The 17,464-nt window shown below is 50.3% G+C and carries 16 protein-coding genes and 1 riboswitch; of the genes, 15 read left to right on the top strand and 1 reads right to left on the bottom strand.

Annotation, left to right across the window (positions count from 1 at the left end):
- The first annotated feature begins 136 nt into the window (after positions 1 to 136).
- From M0L20_RS24590 to moeB, 15 genes are all read left to right on the top strand, one after another.
- Entirely contained in the window at positions 137 to 895 is a 759-nt protein-coding gene (locus tag M0L20_RS24590) for a hypothetical protein (RefSeq protein ID WP_248479742.1), read from the top strand.
- A 145-nt stretch (positions 896 to 1,040) separates the two neighbouring features.
- On the top strand, positions 1,041 to 3,014 hold the full coding sequence (locus M0L20_RS24585; protein ID WP_248479740.1) for a cytochrome c oxidase subunit I: 1,974 nt from the start codon (positions 1,041 to 1,043) through the stop codon (positions 3,012 to 3,014).
- A gap of 33 nt (positions 3,015 to 3,047) precedes the next feature.
- Positions 3,048 to 3,320, top strand: a complete 273-nt coding sequence (locus M0L20_RS24580) for a hypothetical protein (protein WP_232563344.1) — start codon at positions 3,048 to 3,050, stop codon at positions 3,318 to 3,320.
- A gap of 364 nt (positions 3,321 to 3,684) precedes the next feature.
- Positions 3,685 to 4,896: a pyridoxal phosphate-dependent aminotransferase gene (locus M0L20_RS24575; protein WP_248479738.1), complete on the top strand. Its 1,212-nt coding sequence runs from the start codon at positions 3,685 to 3,687 to the stop codon at positions 4,894 to 4,896.
- A 155-nt stretch (positions 4,897 to 5,051) separates the two neighbouring features.
- On the top strand, positions 5,052 to 6,257 hold the full coding sequence (locus M0L20_RS24570) for a sensor histidine kinase (protein ID WP_248479736.1): 1,206 nt from the start codon (positions 5,052 to 5,054) through the stop codon (positions 6,255 to 6,257).
- Complete coding sequence (locus M0L20_RS24565) at positions 6,254 to 6,958, top strand: LytR/AlgR family response regulator transcription factor (RefSeq protein ID WP_248479734.1); 705 nt, start codon at positions 6,254 to 6,256, stop codon at positions 6,956 to 6,958. The genes M0L20_RS24570 and M0L20_RS24565 overlap by 4 nt, the downstream gene beginning before the upstream one ends.
- Before the next feature lie 144 nt (positions 6,959 to 7,102).
- A complete protein-coding gene (locus M0L20_RS30370; protein WP_354004275.1) occupies positions 7,103 to 7,387 on the top strand; it encodes a DUF3500 domain-containing protein in 285 nt (94 codons plus the stop codon).
- Positions 7,388 to 7,730: 343 nt separating this feature from the next.
- Positions 7,731 to 8,864 (top strand): DUF3500 domain-containing protein, encoded by a 1,134-nt coding sequence (locus M0L20_RS24555; protein ID WP_248479732.1) that lies wholly within the window; start codon positions 7,731 to 7,733, stop codon positions 8,862 to 8,864.
- Between the two features lie 102 nt (positions 8,865 to 8,966).
- A complete protein-coding gene (locus M0L20_RS24550; protein WP_354004270.1) occupies positions 8,967 to 10,328 on the top strand; it encodes a HupE/UreJ family protein in 1,362 nt (453 codons plus the stop codon).
- A gap of 509 nt (positions 10,329 to 10,837) precedes the next feature.
- Positions 10,838 to 10,929, top strand: a riboswitch (TPP riboswitch).
- A 182-nt stretch (positions 10,930 to 11,111) separates the two neighbouring features.
- Positions 11,112 to 11,315 (top strand): sulfur carrier protein ThiS, encoded by a 204-nt coding sequence (gene thiS / locus M0L20_RS24545; RefSeq protein WP_232563377.1) that lies wholly within the window; start codon positions 11,112 to 11,114, stop codon positions 11,313 to 11,315.
- Entirely contained in the window at positions 11,312 to 13,210 is a 1,899-nt protein-coding gene (gene thiC, locus M0L20_RS24540) for a phosphomethylpyrimidine synthase ThiC (protein WP_248479730.1), read from the top strand. The genes thiS and thiC overlap by 4 nt, the downstream gene beginning before the upstream one ends.
- Positions 13,207 to 13,851 carry a thiamine phosphate synthase gene (locus M0L20_RS24535; RefSeq protein WP_248479728.1) on the top strand — a complete coding sequence of 215 codons (645 nt, stop codon included), beginning with the start codon at positions 13,207 to 13,209 and terminating at the stop codon, positions 13,849 to 13,851. Before thiC ends, M0L20_RS24535 begins: the two co-directional genes overlap by 4 nt.
- The gene (locus tag M0L20_RS24530; protein WP_248479726.1) at positions 13,838 to 14,623 is read left to right on the top strand and encodes a thiazole synthase; all 786 of its coding nucleotides are present in this window, start codon (positions 13,838 to 13,840) and stop codon (positions 14,621 to 14,623) included. The genes M0L20_RS24535 and M0L20_RS24530 overlap by 14 nt, the downstream gene beginning before the upstream one ends.
- Positions 14,620 to 15,759 carry a 2-iminoacetate synthase ThiH gene (gene thiH, locus M0L20_RS24525; RefSeq protein WP_248479724.1) on the top strand — a complete coding sequence of 380 codons (1,140 nt, stop codon included), beginning with the start codon at positions 14,620 to 14,622 and terminating at the stop codon, positions 15,757 to 15,759. The genes M0L20_RS24530 and thiH overlap by 4 nt, the downstream gene beginning before the upstream one ends.
- Complete coding sequence (gene moeB, locus M0L20_RS24520) at positions 15,756 to 16,835, top strand: HesA/MoeB/ThiF family protein (protein ID WP_248479722.1); 1,080 nt, start codon at positions 15,756 to 15,758, stop codon at positions 16,833 to 16,835. Before thiH ends, moeB begins: the two co-directional genes overlap by 4 nt.
- Here the strand turns inward: moeB and M0L20_RS24515 are convergent.
- Positions 16,821 to 17,426 (bottom strand): thiamine phosphate synthase, encoded by a 606-nt coding sequence (locus M0L20_RS24515; protein ID WP_248479721.1) that lies wholly within the window; start codon positions 17,424 to 17,426, stop codon positions 16,821 to 16,823. The genes moeB and M0L20_RS24515 overlap by 15 nt on opposite strands.
- Between the last annotated feature and the right edge of the window lie 38 nt (positions 17,427 to 17,464).

Raw genomic sequence — 17,464 nt, 5'->3', positions numbered from 1 at the left:
GCGCCATTTCCTAACAATTTTTTGTCGGGCTAAGCAGCGGTTAAACGGCTGGAGTTTGCCCTCTGTGAGGGTACTTCATTAGCTACCAAACTCACGTTTGTTCGTAGGTACAATCCCATTTTTATCCATAGTTCCAATGAGATTAAACACGTTGTTATTGACCTTGTGCCTTGCCGGTTGTGGCACCCAAGATCGCTATGAGATGGATTCAGGTTACGCAGCTGGCAACGGCGAGAACGAAGTAGCCAAACGCGTAAGTGGCACATGGCTGCTGAGTACGGACTACCATTACCGCGACCGTTGCAATTATCTGCCCGAAGAATTTGTCAAAAATCTGTTTCAGCTGGGCGAGGATGTTGAATTGACGAAATACACCGGGCTGAACGATTGTGAACTACGATGGGGCAACAATCGGGTTGGTTTTTACTTGGAAAGCGACAAACCCTTTGAATCCACCTTTCAGTCAGAGTATTATTTCAATAAGCTTTTTCAGCCGGAAGCTAATAAAGCAACCGCCCAAAACAACCCACGCAAGCCGGTTCTTTTTGGGCAAGCTCCGCAGGGCACCAACTCCGAAGTACCAGCTAGCCTGACGACAACAAGTCCTGAGCAGGATTCAACTCGGGGGGCGGACCCATCTGGTCAAATTGAAGGAATGACGCAAGCTGCGCCACCAATTACTACCCCTGCGAAGAATACAGCCACGGGTGTAGCCGTGAATGACGTGGGCGATAAAGCCATTTGGGAACCGGCCAAAAAGCGACTTCATGTGCTTTACAACAACCACGTGTTTAGTGTAGGAGCCCAGATGCCGGGCGATCAGGCCAAGATCAAACAGGGTTGTATCGGCTTAGCTAAGCTGGTGATCAACTCGTTGAATGACAACACCGATTAACTAGCCAACTGACGACCGACCGAACTTTCCTTTTTCATATTCTTTGCTGTGGTAACTGCTCACGACACAACGTGAGCGTTACTTATACTCCGTTACTCATCCATGGTACCTTCTTACATCCTCTTTTTTCAAACTCCTCAATCGTATGTTTCTAACGGGCGTCATAATTATTTCCGCCATCTTTATGGGCTGGCTTTTTACTGGATATGCCAACTTACGAACGGGCAATGCCAGCCACCGGGTTGACGATCTAACAACCGGAACGGATGCCGCTGATGCAGCCCATGCCGAACACGAACCGCAAAGCAAACTTCAGAAATACATTTTTTCGGAAGATCATAAAACAATTGCCAAGCAATACCTGATCACAGGCATCTTTTGGGCCATAATTGGAATCAGCTTGTCGGTGATGTTTCGGCTTCAGTTAGGCTTCCCTGATATGAAAGTTGATTTTTTACGACCGTTACTGGGCGACTGGATAACCGAGTCGGGCAAGATCGATCAGGATTTTTATTTGGAGATGGTGACAATGCACGGAACCATAATGGTCTTTTTTGTGCTAACCGCCGGTTTAAGTGGTACCTTCTCCAACTTTCTGATACCTCTTCAGGTGGGTGCCCGCGACATGGCATCGGGGTTTCTGAACATGCTTTCGTACTGGTTTTTCTTTATAGCCAGCTTGATCATGTTTTCGTCGCTGTTCGTCTACACGGGTCCGGCAGGTGGCGGCTGGGTGATTTATCCACCCCTGAGCGCTCTGCCACAGGCGCACAAGGGATCACAATTGGGCATGACGCTCTGGCTGATCAGCATGGCGTTTTTTATTGTATCTCAGTTGTTGGGCGGAATCAATTACATTACTACAGTCATTAATTTACGCACACGGGGCATGTCCTTCAGCAAGTTACCTTTAACAGTCTGGGGATTTTTCTTAACGGCGGTTCTGGGCCTGATCTCGTTTCCAGTTCTGTTTTCGGCAGTACTGCTCCTTATCTTCGACCGGCATTTTGGTACAAGCTTTTACCTATCCGAAATCTACATCAAAGGTGAAGCGCTTCCCAACGTAGGCGGTAGTCCGATTCTGTTTCAGCATTTATTCTGGTTTCTGGGGCACCCTGAAGTGTACATTGTGATACTTCCTGCCTTTGGTATAACCTCCGAAATCATGGCAACCAATGCGCGTAAACCTATTTTCGGTTACCGGGCCATGATAGCCTCAATGATCGGTATTGCCTTCTTATCCTTCATTGTCTGGGGGCATCATATGTTTGTGTCCGGCATGAATCCTTTTTTAGGGTCGGTTTTTATGTTTTTGACGCTAATTATTGCCGTTCCATCGGCGGTGAAAGCGTTCAACTACGTTACGACTCTATGGCGCGGTAATATCCGGTTCACGTCGGCGATGCTGTTCGCCATCGGTTTTGTGTCCTTCTTTATTTCGGGGGGGGTAACGGGTATTATACTCGGCAACGCAGCCCTGGACATTCCACTGCACGATACGTACTTCGTCGTTGCTCATTTTCACTTAGTCATGGGAGCGGCTTCGGCCTTTGGACTTCTAGCCGGAACGTATCACTGGTTTCCCAAGATGTTTGGTCGAATGATGAATGAACGATTAGGCTACATTCATTTCTGGCTGACCTTCGTGGGCATCTATCTCGTGTTTTTCCCTATGCATTACCTGGGCATTGCTGGTTTTCCGCGTCGTTATTATTCGTTTACGAGCTATGACTTCATGAAAGGTAAGTTCGCGGATATGAATAGCTTTATTACCATTGCCGCCATTATCACGTTTACGGCGCAATGGATTTTTATCTGGAATTTCTTTTACAGCATCTTCAAAGGACGCAAGTCTGTCCAGAACCCCTGGCGGTCAAACACCCTCGAATGGACGGCTCCGATCAATCCAGGACATGGCAACTGGCCGGGAGAGTTACCGGCGGTATACCGCTGGTCGTATGATTACAGCAAACCGGGAGCAAAAGACGATTTTATCCCGCAAAACGTACCGTACTCGCTAACGCTGGAATCAAATCTACCTCACGAAAACGAACAGATTCCGCTGGAAAAAGCAATTGAAGCACAGAAAATGAATGATCAGTTTGCGCACCCCCACTAATCGACAATGCCTTCGCATCAAACTCCTATCACTATGAACAAAGAGCAAGAATCGACCGATAACGAAAACACCCCAACTAATGGTTCGCAGGAAGCCCCTCGCGAAGAAGGCACAACGGGCGAGACGGAAACCTATGTGGGTAGCCATGCCGATAATTATGATCCCGAAAACACACCAGACCCAGATGGCCCCCGAGATAAGCCTAGTGGCGAAAACACAAAGAACAACGGAGAACAGGGCGGAGGTCTATGGACGAGTGGTGGTCAGGTAACTACCGGCTCTGGCTACAACGAACCAGGTCCCTAGACTATGCCCATCAAAACTAGCCGTTGTAAGCAAACGCTGTATGTTAAGGTAAAAAAAGCGTTTGCTCACAACGGCTAGTTTGTGTTTATAAGTAACTCAGGATTTTTTACTTGCTCCTATTCGGGTCGATGTCGATAAATGGGTATCTCCAATCAAACGTTCGGAGTACATTTCCGACAAAGATCTATAGAGGATTTCGCAGACGATTAATCAGAAAAGAATTAGCTCTTTCACCCCAGCATTTGCCGGATTCATCACAAACCGGTTTGGTTAAACAACACCTCCTTCAGCGGTTTCGTATTTCTGACAAACCAACTGACCTACGTTTGCTCCATTGGCTACTCAACATCAATCCCAATTTATTATGACTCTTGTTGAATCCACCTCGGTAGTCAATCAGCCAGATCTGAACCTATTTACGCATACGGTTCACAGCCCTTCGTACGCCAGTCTGACGGATAATTTTGAGCGTGTTGACAAACTGAAAGATTACTGCATACCCGTCAACTCGTACTTTCCGACGACCGCCATTATGGATGCGCTGTACGCAAAGATGCCTTATGCACTCAAGTATTATCCGAGCAGCAATTCGGAACTCGCCGAACTGATTTGCCAGTTTGCCGATATTGCTGATCCGAATTCGGTGATTGCAGGGAATGGCTCAACGGAGCTGATTTCCTGGCTTAACACGCTGTACGTGAAAGACAACCTGCTGGTACCCGTGCCGTCATTCGGACGTTGGACAGATGAACCAAAAGGGTTAGGACGACATGTACGCTACGCCTACTATTCCGATCTGAACAACCAGTGTCTGACAGCGGATGAGTTTGTAGATGCCGTTAAACGAACAGGTGTGAGAAACGCTGTGCTTTGTAATCCAAACAATCCTACCGGCTCCATTTTGCAGAAGGAAGACGTAATTTGGATTATGCAGGAGTTAGCGTACCTCGATACCCTCATCATTGACGAATCGTTTATTGATTTTTCGCAGAGCGAGCCGCCTACCGTCAAAGATGTCGTTACGGAATTTCCGAATGCCTGGGTCTTAAAAAGTTTAGGCAAAAACCTGGGATTACATGGTTTGCGAATGGGCTACGCCATCAGTCATCCCAAAAACATTGACGCCCTCAAGAAACACGTGCCCTTCTGGAACGTCAACGGGATTACTGAATTGTTGCTAAAGCTGGTGGTTGAGGGTAAAGCCGACTACGAACAAAGTCGGTTACAGGTTATTGCTGACCGCGAGTATTTGAGATCTGCTTTTCAGGAGATTCGTGAATTTACCGTTTTTCCGTCTGCGGCCAACTTCATCTACGTCAAATTAACCGATACCATCAACGGTGATTTACTTAGAGATCGATTATTGCTAAATCAGCAATGCTTTGTACGAAACTGCGGCAACAAAATCGGCTGTACCAGTCAGTATTTTCGAATAGCGGCCCGCCCCAAGGAAGATATCGATTACCTCGTTGCGGCCATCAAACTGGAGCTGAAACAGTTGGCAACAATTGCCTTTATGAGGGACCTCAATAGCGCAGGCTGTTCGATCCATCGAATCACCAAGCAGTCCTTGTAAATTGATTTTATGACGCGGTTCGATAGCCGGATGGACAACCGATTATCGAACCGCGTCAGTTTAGCGTGTTGTTCACCCCAAAAATTGGTCTTTCAACCACATTTATGTCTGCCGGGTAGGGTGTTATTGTACTTTTGTACGCATCTTTCCGTGGAATGGCAGCCTGGTTGAAGTCACATAGCACGAATCTACTAATTGGAATTGCTCTGATAATTCTACCACTGATTTATTCGGTCTACAGTGGTGTAAGCTGGTCTCCGTTAAGACCGCACGAGCATCTGGTACAGAATGGACTAGCTTATACGCTGCTGGTCCTGTTTTCATACTTGAATCATACGGTATTAGTACCCCGCTGGTTTCTAACAAAACACTATTGGAAATACGCACTTATAGCGGTTAGCTGCGTCTTGGCCGCCGTTTATTTCCCGTATCGGATCGAGCAGTGGTTTTTCTTCAAACCCCCAAAAGAAAATACTCCGCTGGTTTGGGCTCGTCAACTCTTTGTGGAGGAGATGATGATGACTGGCCCCTATACCCCACAATTTGAATCACATCACGACGAGAATAGACCTGTTGTTAAGCCATTTGATCGGTACCGGGGGCCACATCAAGATGGCCCACCCCATCCGCCAGATGGTGAACGCCCGAACGACGCTCATGGACCGCCTTTTACGCTGCTCCTTCCGGTCAAGCTAGCCATCTTTTTCTTGTTAGGAAGTGTCAGTTCGCTTATCTCTATTTCCATCCAGACGGCTAGTCGGCTCCATCAGGTTGAAAATGACCAGTTGCAGGCTGAACTTCGGCAGCTTAAAGCGCAGATACAGCCGCATTTTCTCTTCAACACCCTCAACAGTATTTATGCGCTCGCCATTCGGCAGGATGAGCGAACAGCCGATACCATTGTCAAACTCTCGGAATTCATGCGCTATATCATTCGCGACGCGCACCGAGATAAAGTGGCTCTGGCTAAAGAGATTAATTACATTGGTAACTATATTGATCTTCAAAAAGCTCGGCTACGTGATGCGGTTCAGGTGAACTACCGACTTGAAGGGGATGAGACGCACGGAGAAATCGCTCCTTTACTTTTGTTTTCCTTTATTGAAAACGCCTTTAAATACGGGGTAAGTCCGGACGAGGAATCGCGGATTGATATTCGAATCCGGATTGAAGGTAGTAACCTGGATCTTTATGTCGCCAATAAAAAAGTTCAGGTCAGTTCTTTCGAAAATTCAACGGGTGTGGGTTTGCAAAATACCCGAGAGCGGTTGCGGCTTCTTTACCCCGATACCCACCAGTTAACCATTGACAATAACCCGACCGATTTCCAAGTCAGTCTTAATCTGACTTTATCCGAATGAAAGCCATTGCCCTTGACGACGAACGGCCGGCCCTCGATGTTATCGAAGCCTTTTGTAGCCGAATAGACACGGTAGATCTGGTCAAAACCTTTACCCGAACTGGCGAAGCTCGTTTGTATCTGGAAGCAAACCCCGTCGATCTGATCTTTCTGGACATCAACATGCCGAAGGAGTCGGGACTGGATTTTTTTAAATCCATCACCCAGCAAACCCTCGTTATTTTTACGACGGCATATAGCGAATATGCGCTGGAAAGTTACGAAGTGGAAGCCGTCGATTACCTTTTAAAACCGTACACGTACGATCGTTTCTTCAAAGCGACGCAGCGAGCCCAAGCGCGGTGGCGAACACTCCAGCAGAACCAGGACATGAACAATCAAGGCCCTGGGCAGGCGCACCTCTTTTTTCGGGCGGATTACGGCCTGGTAAAAGTTACCGTTGCCGACATTGTTTTTGTCGAGGGATTGGATAATTACCTGAAAATTCATTTAAAGGAAGGCCATCCTTTAGTCTTGCGGCTTACGATGAAAGCCATGCTGGAAAAACTACCAGCCAATAAATTCATTCGCGTTCACCGGTCTTTCATTGTCGCAATTGACAAAATTCAGTCGATTCGTGGCCGTATGATACTGATCGGAGAGGAGGAAATTCCTGTCGGAAGTAGCTACGAAAAAGACTTTTTTAGTCTGTTCATGAAATAGATCAGCCCTAAACGCTTCCTCTGTTCAATAAAAAATTGGCTTGTTTGCCCCAACTTATTCTTGGGTTAGGACGCTAAATTACCCAGCACTAAAGTATGTCTGTAAGTTAGTTGGTACGCTAAGTTCAGACAAGTAGACGTTGGTATTGAACGCTATCAAGCTATACGTAAACGATTTAGAGAATACGATGGCTGCTACTATTTAACTAAATATACGTCGAAGTTAGCCAGCACCTATATCGCCTATTCGGGTACGACCTCCGTAGCCAGTCAGAATGACTACATGCGCATTGATGGACTGAGTGTAGGGATCGAGTTTTCCTACCAAGGTGGGGTAATTATCCGAAATACCCCTCATTCCCACTCCGTCTGGCGTGATTATACCAGCGATTATGGGGTAACTAATGTCGGTTTAGGTGCCTCGTTTTGAAGCGCATCACATCCAATTTGGGCGCTGGTGCGCTTTTTCTTTGGTTCGATTTAACCCCGTAATTTTTATGATTCACCACAAATTCAAGGTAATTACCCCTAACCTGGCGGGGTTGACCACTACTTTTCCTATATCCGCTTAGTAAAGCCGATTTTTGTTTTGGCAGCGAACTCCATCGTTTTTGGCACTAAGGTGAATTGAATAGTTTGCCAGTATGTGATTCATTCACCACAACATTTCGACTCTTTACCCTAACACGGACGGTTTTTGCAACAGCGATCAACGGTTTTAAGTACTCGTAAATAAGCAATCAGGCGCTGACAGAACGTATTCAGCAAACATTATGAAACGCAACAACGTAACTCTTTTCCTACTGATCCTACTGGGCTTTAGTACCAGCTTTGAATCTTGCAAATCAACGGATGTTGATGCGACCAGCACAACGGGGTCAACGACGGGGTCAACAACAAACGCTTCCAGTTCAATTACAACCGCTCTGTCAGCTACAGCCACAACAACAACCTGTGGTTCGACGGGCGTCGCTCAAATCGTTTGCCTGGCCGAAGCCTTCAAAGCTACCTTGAGCAGTATGCAAGTATCGACGGTGCAATTGAGTTACTCGAAGGCCAACGCACAGAAATGGTCTAACTTACCAGCAGGAATGTCTGCACGCGTAGGTATCAACCTGGGTGCGCTCAGTGATACCCAACTGGCGGCTTTCCGCAACCTGATGGTGGCTGTACTGGCGTTAAATAATACGAACGAAGGGTATGATGAGATGCTGGGCAACCTAGTCGCCGATGATTACCTAAACACGATTGGTGGAGGATCTACGTACGGGGCTGGTAATTATTTCGTATCATTTTTAGGCACGCCTAGCACCACTAGTTTATGGGCTATCTTGTTAACGGGCCACCACTATACCCAGCCCATCACGTTCAACGCGGGAGCGGTCACAGGTGTTACACCGGCTTTCCGAGGTACCGAGCCGCAGGCAGCCGTCACCGCAGGGAATCGTACGTATCAGGCATTTGAGCAGGAACGTGTCGCTTTTGCTGCCTTGTTGACGGGTTTAAGCGCTACCGAACAAACCACGGCTAAACTGTCCGGCAGTTATAACGATTTGGTACTGGGGCCGGGACAGGATGGGAAGTTCCCAGCGACCAAATCAGGCTTACAGGTAGGCAGTCTGAGTAGCGATAAGCAGACACTGGTGCTAAACGCCATTCGCCTTTACGTCAATGATCTGGATGCGTCTACGGCTGCGGCCGTGTTAACGAAATACACCTCAGAATTGACAAATACGTATGTCTCGTATTCAGGCACGACAGCCATGAGTTCCCAGGGCGATTATGTGCGTATTGATGGACCAAGTGTATGGATCGAGTTCTCCTACCAAGGTGGAGTAATTATCCGAAATACCCCTCATTCCCACTCCGTCTGGCGCGACCACACCGCCGATTATGGCGGCAATTAGGATGTCATTGCTGCTTTAACTCGTACGAGTACAACAGCGCGGATTGATTACCTTCGATTGGTGGCCAGCGATAAGCGAAACACGATGTTAACGCCTTTTCTAGTGAATAAAGTAAGCTTTGTCAATAGTCGTCGATCCAGATGGCGATTGATTTTGACCATACTCGCACTGGCCATTGGCCGACCAGAGTTAGCGACTGCTCACCCCATGCCGAACTCGGTGGTTCTGCTCAACGTTCATGCTAACCGCATCGACGCCGAGCTACAAATTCCACTCGTGGAGCTGCAATCGGCTTGGGGGCACGCCGTAAACGACTCGTCGGCAGGGCTGGTAGCACGGTTGGGTCCTCAACTTAGGGAATACCTCAAGACGCATATCCGTCCACAAAGTCCCGACGGGCGTTTCTGGAACGTAACGGTTGGCAAATTGACCGTCCACGAAAGTCAGAATCCAATCAACGGCGTTTATCGCGAACTCACGGCTCAGGTACAGATGCTTCCCCCGGTACGACAATCTGGTCAGGGCGAAGACGTACGACAGTTTACCTTTTACTACGACGTAGTATTGCACCAGGTAATGACCCATAAAATTCTGGTGTCGATACGTCAAGACTGGGTACGCGGGCAACTAGCCGAATCCGAACCGGTTCAGGTAGGAGAAATTAGCCTGGATATTGTTAATAATCGCATTTTACCGCTGTCGGTTAACCTGGCATCGGGTAGCTTCTGGACGGGTTTTACCGCGATGGTTAACCTGGGAATACAGCATATTGCCGACGGAACAGACCATTTGCTGTTTTTGCTTGTGTTGTTACTACCCGCTATGTTGCAGGTAACGGGCGGTCCAGGACAACGATTTGCCTGGGGCCGATTTGGCGGGGTTCGTTATAGCCTGAAGCAACTGTTGCTCATTGTTACGGCCTTTACGATAGGCCATTCAATTACATTGCTGGCGGGATCGCTAGGCTGGGTACGGCTTCCCTCGCAGCCGGTTGAAATTTTGATAGCCGTATCGATTCTCGTGTCTGCCATCCATGCCGTTCGCCCTATTTTTCCAGGTCGCGAAGCCTGGATATCGGCTGGCTTCGGGCTAATTCACGGGCTTGCCTTTGCCAGTTCGCTGGCCAATCTGCAACTTGATGCGGGCCCCATGGCACTAAGTATTCTGGGTTTCAACCTGGGTATTGAGTTGATGCAGCTATTTATTATTTTGCTGACCATACCCTGGTTGATGCTGTTGAGCCGCACACAAGCCTACGGACTTGTTCGGTTGACAGGTGCCTTGCTGGCAGCCATAGCGGCTATTGCGTGGGTGGTTGAACGGATCACGGGTCAACCGAATTCATTGACACAGGGAATCGAGTTAGTATCTCCCTACGCGCCCTATGGATTGGGCGTGTTGGCAATACTAGCATTACTACTCACCTGGCGTACGAATCGGGTGCGTCAACTTCAAGAATTCTAGGTTTTAATGGTCACGTTCACAAAAAGGATTGATCATAACTCCAAGTGGTTGAGGAAATCAACCTGAACCGCTTGACTACATGGTAGGCTACAAGCGAGTATATCGTTTTGACCTGCTATGTGATAAAGTACTTCACTACATATATATATTATCTGGCTTACTGAGCATCACTATCGAAAAGCCGCCATGCCCTTGTTTGACACATGTCTACTCCGGTTAATCTTCCTTAAATTGTCAGCAAATGCATTATGAATCCCTCGAGGAGTGCTTAATGACGAGAGTGAACCCTTTATAAAAAGTAGTATACTGTAATGGTTTTTACCAAGACTATACCCGAACTTGAAAAGGCACGCAAAGTTTTTCAGCTGCCATCAAAAAAATCAAGACTCCTCGCTGCCTTAACGCCGGATGGTGCTGTCAGCACCGCTCGATGTATGGTCATTATCTAAAAAAAAGAACCGACTAGCGATTCACATTATATAAATCTTATATATTTGCCCCGCTGAACAGCGAAGCTTTAGGGGTGCCCGGACGGGCTGAGAGATCACCCTTTGAACCTGAACAGGATAATACCTGCGGAGGGAAAAGCGCGAATAAAACCGGGTTAGACTCGTTTCATTAGTCTGTCAATTGGCATCTGTGTTTGTGTAACACGGCACTTGTCCCTAAAGCAAGCCGCATCAGTGGTTGCTTCTGACACACTTCGGTTTTCGCACTCATTTCTCCGCTTGCTTTCTGATTCCGGTTGCCCCTGGCGTTGCGTTTAGCCTCAAACGTACGACTATGACTGTATCCGTTAACAATCAGTCCGTTACTACTTCGCCTACTGCTTCACTTGGAAGCTTACTGACGCAGTTGGAGCTAACTCAAAAGAAAGGCATTGCCGTAGCGGTGAACAACGCTATTGTTCCCCGTACTCTTTGGAATCAGTATCCGCTATCTGGCAACGAAACCATTACTATTTTACAAGCAACCCAGGGAGGATGAGCACGAACCCCAACCGCCCGACGCTGCCCTCGCAGCCGTCCATTACGCGCCAGCCATTGACCGGCTCCCGCAAAATTTACGTGCCCGGCCAGATGAACGACATCCGGGTAGCCATGCGCGAAATCAGTCTGTCCGACACCGTGTCGTATGTCGGCACCGGTAAAATCCGCCAGCCCAACACACCGGTTACGGTCTACGATACGAGTGGTCCCTACACCGACCCCGATGTAGCCATTGATCTGAAACAGGGGCTGCCCCGGCTGCGGGAATCCTGGATTACGGATCGGGGTGATGTCGAGCAACTGACGGCTTTTTCGTCGGAGTTTTGCAATCTAAGGCTGGCTAACGAATCGCTGAACGCCCTGCGGTTTGCCCACATCCGGCACCCTTACCGAGCCAGCGCGGGCCAGAACGTGACGCAGTTGCACTATGCGCGAAAAGGCATCATCACGCCTGAGATGGAGTACATTGCCATTCGGGAAAACCAACGGATTGACTTAATTACCGAGCAGTTACCCGGCTCGCAGGCAGCGTTGCTGCACCAACATTCGGGCCAGAGTTTCGGGGCCAACACACCGAAGGGGCATATCACACCGGAGTTTGTGCGGCAGGAAGTAGCCGCCGGGCGGGCCATCATCCCAGCCAACATCAATCACCCCGAAAGCGAACCCATGATTATTGGTCGCAATTTTCTGGTCAAGATCAACACCAATATTGGTAATTCGGTGGTATCGTCGAGTATCGAAGAAGAAGTTGAAAAAGCCGTGTGGAGCTGCCGTTGGGGGGGCGATACGCTGATGGATCTTTCTACCGGCAAGAATATTCACGAAACCCGCGAGTGGATTATCCGCAACTGCCCGGTGCCGGTTGGAACCGTGCCGATCTACCAGGCGCTGGAGAAAGTAAACGGAAAAGCCGAAGCCTTGACCTGGGAGCTGTTCCGAGACACGCTCATCGAACAGGCGGAGCAGGGTGTTGATTACTTTACCATCCACGCGGGGGTGCTGCTGCGCTACATTCCCCTAACGGCCCGACGCGTAACGGGGATTGTCTCGCGCGGTGGCAGTATCATGGCCAAGTGGTGTCTGGCGCACCATCAGGAGAATTTTCTCTATACCCATTTCGAGGAGATATGCGCCATCATGAAAGCCTACGATGTGTCGTTTTCGCTGGGCGATGGATTGCGTCCGGGTTCTATTGCCGATGCCAACGATGCCGCTCAGTTCGCGGAGCTTGAAACGCTGGGCGAACTAACCAAAATCGCCTGGAAGCATGATGTGCAGGTGATGATCGAAGGGCCGGGCCACGTTCCGATGCATCTGATTAAGGAGAACATGGACAAGCAGTTGCGGGAATGCGACGAAGCACCGTTCTATACGCTCGGCCCGCTGACTACCGACATTGCTCCCGGCTACGACCACATCACATCGGGCATTGGCGCGGCCATGATCGGCTGGTTTGGTACGGCTATGCTTTGCTACGTAACGCCCAAAGAACACCTGGGCTTACCGAACAAAAAAGACGTGAAAGATGGAGTGATTACCTACAAGATTGCCGCCCATGCCGCGGATTTGGCCAAAGGGCATCCTGGCGCGCAGTACCGAGATAATGCACTGAGCAAAGCCCGCTTCGAATTTCGGTGGGAAGACCAGTTCAACCTCTCCCTCGACCCTGACACCGCCCGTGAATACCACGACGAAACGCTTCCCGCCGACGGGGCCAAGACTGCCCATTTCTGCTCCATGTGCGGACCTAATTTCTGTTCGATGAAAATTACGCAGGACGTCCGCGACTACGCCGAGCAAAACGGCCTAACAGATGAAAACGTACTGACCCAGGCCATGCAGACCAAAGCGAAAGAATTTACCGAACAGGGTAATCAACTGTACGTATGACCATTAGCCCCTTACACTATATCGTTACCAACCCCGAGCAGGCTCAACTGGCTTGCCAGGGGGGTATCGACTGGATTCAGCTTCGGGTGAAAGACCAGTCGTATGCCGACTGGAAACACCTGGCTCAGGACACGCTGGCGGTCTGCCGTGCGTTCAACGCCCGACTGATCATTAACGACAATCCGAACCTGGCGGGTGAAACCGGCGCGGACGGTGTGCATCTGGGACAAGACGATATGCCCGTTGCCGAAGCCCGGAAGCTGCTGGGCGATGGGTTTATCCTTGGCGGTACGGCCAATACACTAGAACACGTTCGGCAACACGAGCGGCACGGTGCCAACTACGTGGGACTGGGTCCGTTTCGATTCACGCGTACTAAAGAGAAACTAAGTCCAATTCTGGGACTGAACGGTTATCAGACCATCCTGTCGGCACTACGGGGGGAAGGAATCACGACGCCCATTATTGCCATTGGCGGTATCACGCTGGCCGACGTTCCAGCCCTGCGCGAAACGGGATTGTACGGAATCGCGGTGTCTTCAGCTATCAGTAGTTCAGCCGATCCTGTTGGTCAGGCCCGCTTGTTCTATCAATCTTTTGTATCCAAAACATCTAAACCTCTTGTCGATGAACGCTTCTGAAACCCAACCGCTGGTGCTGGCGGACCGGACATTTACGTCCCGGCTGTTTACCGGAACCGGCAAATTTAGCTCGTCGGAGCAGATGGAGGCTACCTTATTAGCGTCAGGAACCCAGCTCGTTACCGTTGCGCTCAAACGCATCGACGCGCACGACCACCAGGACGATCTGCTAACGCATCTGGCACACCCGTCAATTCAGCTATTGCCCAATACATCCGGAGTTCGGACGGCTCGTGAAGCCGTCTTTGCAGCACAGATGGCCCGTGAAGCGCTAGAGACGAATTGGCTGAAACTAGAAATTCATCCCGACCCGAAGTACCTGCTGCCCGACCCCGTCGAAACGCTGAAAGCTGCCGAAGAACTCGTTAAACTCGGTTTCATAATTCTTCCTTATGTCCACGCCGATCCTGTACTTTGTAAACGACTGGAAGATGTGGGCGTGGCTGCGGTTATGCCCCTGGGTGCACCCATCGGTTCCAACAAAGGGTTGCGCACGCTGGATTTTCTGGAAATCATCATTGAGCAGAGCCGGGTACCGGTGATTGTTGATGCGGGACTGGGTGCTCCATCGCACGCAGCCGCAGCGATGGAGCTGGGGGCGGATGCCGTTCTGGTCAATACGGCGCTGGCGGTATCGGGTAATCCGGTTCGGATGGCCACGGCCTTCCGGCTCGCCGTTGAAGCCGGGCGACTGGCGTACGAAGCCCGACTCGCGCAACCTGTTTCTCATGCACAGGCGAGTAGTCCACTAACCGCTTTCCTGGACGAATGAAAAACGAAAATAATTGGTTCGATCGGCACGACTGGAATACCGTTCTGCGCGACGTTTACGCGACCACGCCCCAACAGGTTGAACAGGCACTGGCGCGGTCCCGGCGTACACTCGACGATTTCAAGGCGCTGATTTCTCCGGCGGCTCAGGCGTACCTGGAACCGATGGCGCAGCTTAGTCATCAATTGACCCAGCAACGTTTCGGCCGGACTGTCCAGCTTTACGCTCCCCTGTACCTCTCGAACGAGTGTCAGAATATTTGTACCTACTGCGCTTTCAGTCTGGACAACAAAATCCGGCGCCGGACGCTAACCGACGACGAAATCCGGCGGGAAGCTGAGGCTGTACAGCAGTTGGGCTACGAACATATCCTGCTGGTGACGGGGGAAGCCAACCAAACCGTCGGCGTACCGTATTTGAAAAACGCCATTCGGCTGCTACGGGAGTATTTTGCTCAGGTGTCGATGGAAGTACAGCCACTCGACCAGCCAGAGTACGAGGAACTAATCAGCGAAGGTTTGAACACGGTACTGGTTTACCAGGAAACGTACCACCAGGCTACGTACCGGAATCACCATCCGAAGGGTAAGAAATCAAATTTTTTATATCGGCTTGAAACGCCGGATCGACTGGGCCGGGCGGGTATTCATCGCATCGGACTAGGGGCTTTGTTAGGGCTGGAAGACTGGCGTACGGATAGCTTTTTTACGGCGGCTCATCTGCAACACCTGGAACGGACTTATTGGCAAACTCGCTACAGCGTCTCCTTCCCCCGTCTGCGCCCCATCGACCTGCTTGAAAACGATACGATAACAGCCAAAAGCTTCGATCGGTGCATGAGCGACCGCGATTTGGTTCAGCTCATATGTGCCTATCGTCTGTTCAACGAAGAAGTTGAGTTATCGCTTTCCACCCGCGAAACGCCCCGCTTCCGCGATCACGTACTGAAATTGGGAATTACCAGCTTAAGCGCCGGATCAAAAACCAATCCGGGGGGCTACGTGGTAGAACCGCAATCGCTCGAACAGTTCGCCATTTCCGACGAACGCAGTCCCGCTGAGATGGCCGAGGTGATCCGACGGCAGGGCTACGAGCCGGTTTGGAAAGACTGGGACAAAACACTGGTACAGCTATGACTGAAGCCGAACTGAATCGGTACGACCGACACATTCGACTGCCCCAGGTTGGTCTGACGGGTCAGCAGCAACTCAAGCGTTCGCGGGTAGCCTTAGTGGGGGCCGGTGGGCTGGGATGCCCGGTGGCCCAGTACCTGACGGCTGCTGGCGTTGGTACGTTGGGCATTATCGATGGCGACAGCGTGGCCGAAAGTAACCTGCAACGGCAGATTCTCTTTTCGCCGGAACATGTCGGGCAGAACAAAGCCGAGGTAGCTGCTCAGTTACTGAATCGCCAGAATCCGCACGTTCAGGTTGTAGCACACCCTTTTTTTCTGGATAAGACTAATATCCTCAAAACATTAGGTGCGTATGATTTGGTGATCGACGGTTCCGACAATTTTGCGACCCGCTATCTGGTCAACGACGCCTGCGTGCTGCTGAACAAACCGCTGGTGTTCGGCTCGATCTACCAATTTGAAGGACAGGTTAGCGTTTTCAACTATGGGGATGGTCCCACTTACCGCTGCCTGTACCCGGACCCGAGTGAACTGGAAGCCTGCGGAGAAGTGGGGGTTCTGGGGGTATTACCCGGCATTACCGGCTGCCTGATGACGGCTGAAGCCATCAAACTCATCACGAGTATCGGTGACGTGCTAAGCGGAACCTTACTGACATTCAACGCCCTGACGTGCTCGTTCAGTACGTTCTCCTTGACCGCCGACCCCGCCAACAAAATTATTCAGTCGCTACCCGATCTGCAACCTGTCTGTAGCCCGGTCGAAGCGGTCGATTTCGTTCCTGAACTGGACGCGGCTGCCTTCCTCGACTGGATGGCCTCTCCCGATGCTCCGCTGCTGATCGATGTTCGCGAGGCTGACGAATATAGGCAGGATAACCTGGACGGTACCCTGATTCCTTTGGGAACTTTACATCAGCACCCGGAACGCGTTCCGGCAGATCGTCCGGTTGTAATCCATTGTCAGTCGGGTGGACGAAGTCGTCAGGCGGTACAGTTTCTAAGAAAACATGGTTACGCTAATGTGCTGAATCTGGCGGGTGGACTGAACGCTGTTCGGCGGCTAGGTGTAGATTGACGCCCTGATTTGTTGGAGAGCAGCCACGGGGTTAGGGCTTTGCCAAAGCGCTCCCATCAGAGCCGCCCCATCGAAACCCGCTTGATGGACCAGCCGTACGTTATTGGCGCTAATGCCACCTAAGCCAATCAGGCGAGGTAAAGCCCGATGTCCGTGCTGTTCGCGGATGAGCTTAATCTGCTGGGCCAGCCTTCCTAGCTGAACCGTAGGACCGTAGCCGGGCTTGCTAATGCTTGGGAATATCGGACTGTAAAAAACCAGTTCAACCTGACCGGCTAGAGTTGGCCAGTCGTTCAGTTGATGAATACTGGTCGAAAACGGTTTTTCGGAAAGGGGTTCTTCGTTGCCAAACAAACGCAAACGGTCGGCTTCTTTCAGGTGCCAGCGGAACGGAGCGCGAACTTCACCAGGGTTTGGAGCGGCTAGCAACGTACGTGACCGAGCGTTCGTGCTGCTTTTCAGTGAGGTTTCAGCCGCAGCCGAGCGATCATAAAAATAGTCGAGTCCACCAGATAGCAAAGCCAATAGCGTGCTTTCGGATGGACGTTGTCGGTTTTCGTCGGCGATTCCAATAAGCTGAAAAGTAGTCATTGCTTAAATATAACCGATGTGTTTTATTTTTTAGTTTT

The organism is Spirosoma liriopis (genome assembly GCF_023196085.1).
Classification (GTDB): domain Bacteria; phylum Bacteroidota; class Bacteroidia; order Cytophagales; family Spirosomataceae; genus Spirosoma; species Spirosoma oryzicola.
Note: the sequence above shows the minus strand (reverse complement) of the source record. Positions and strands in the feature narration are given on the sequence as shown.

What these genes read in the sequence shown, in the direction of transcription:
- M0L20_RS24570 (WP_248479736.1), top strand. Translation starts at nt 5,052, where the DNA reads ATGGCAGCCTGGTTGAAGTCACATAGCACGAATCTACTAATTGGAATT.
- M0L20_RS24575 (WP_248479738.1), top strand. Translation starts at nt 3,685, where the DNA reads ATGACTCTTGTTGAATCCACCTCGGTAGTCAATCAGCCAGATCTGAAC.
- M0L20_RS24530 (WP_248479726.1), top strand. Translation starts at nt 13,838, where the DNA reads ATGAACGCTTCTGAAACCCAACCGCTGGTGCTGGCGGACCGGACATTT.
- M0L20_RS24555 (WP_248479732.1), top strand. Translation starts at nt 7,731, where the DNA reads ATGAAACGCAACAACGTAACTCTTTTCCTACTGATCCTACTGGGCTTT.
- M0L20_RS24565 (WP_248479734.1), top strand. Translation starts at nt 6,254, where the DNA reads ATGAAAGCCATTGCCCTTGACGACGAACGGCCGGCCCTCGATGTTATC.
- M0L20_RS24580 (WP_232563344.1), top strand. Translation starts at nt 3,048, where the DNA reads ATGAACAAAGAGCAAGAATCGACCGATAACGAAAACACCCCAACTAAT.
- M0L20_RS24590 (WP_248479742.1), top strand. Translation starts at nt 137, where the DNA reads ATGAGATTAAACACGTTGTTATTGACCTTGTGCCTTGCCGGTTGTGGC.
- M0L20_RS24585 (WP_248479740.1), top strand. Translation starts at nt 1,041, where the DNA reads ATGTTTCTAACGGGCGTCATAATTATTTCCGCCATCTTTATGGGCTGG.
- thiH (WP_248479724.1), top strand. Translation starts at nt 14,620, where the DNA reads ATGAAAAACGAAAATAATTGGTTCGATCGGCACGACTGGAATACCGTT.
- thiS (WP_232563377.1), top strand. Translation starts at nt 11,112, where the DNA reads ATGACTGTATCCGTTAACAATCAGTCCGTTACTACTTCGCCTACTGCT.
- M0L20_RS24535 (WP_248479728.1), top strand. Translation starts at nt 13,207, where the DNA reads ATGACCATTAGCCCCTTACACTATATCGTTACCAACCCCGAGCAGGCT.
- moeB (WP_248479722.1), top strand. Translation starts at nt 15,756, where the DNA reads ATGACTGAAGCCGAACTGAATCGGTACGACCGACACATTCGACTGCCC.
- M0L20_RS24515 (WP_248479721.1), bottom strand. Translation starts at nt 17,426, where the DNA reads ATGACTACTTTTCAGCTTATTGGAATCGCCGACGAAAACCGACAACGT.
- thiC (WP_248479730.1), top strand. Translation starts at nt 11,312, where the DNA reads ATGAGCACGAACCCCAACCGCCCGACGCTGCCCTCGCAGCCGTCCATT.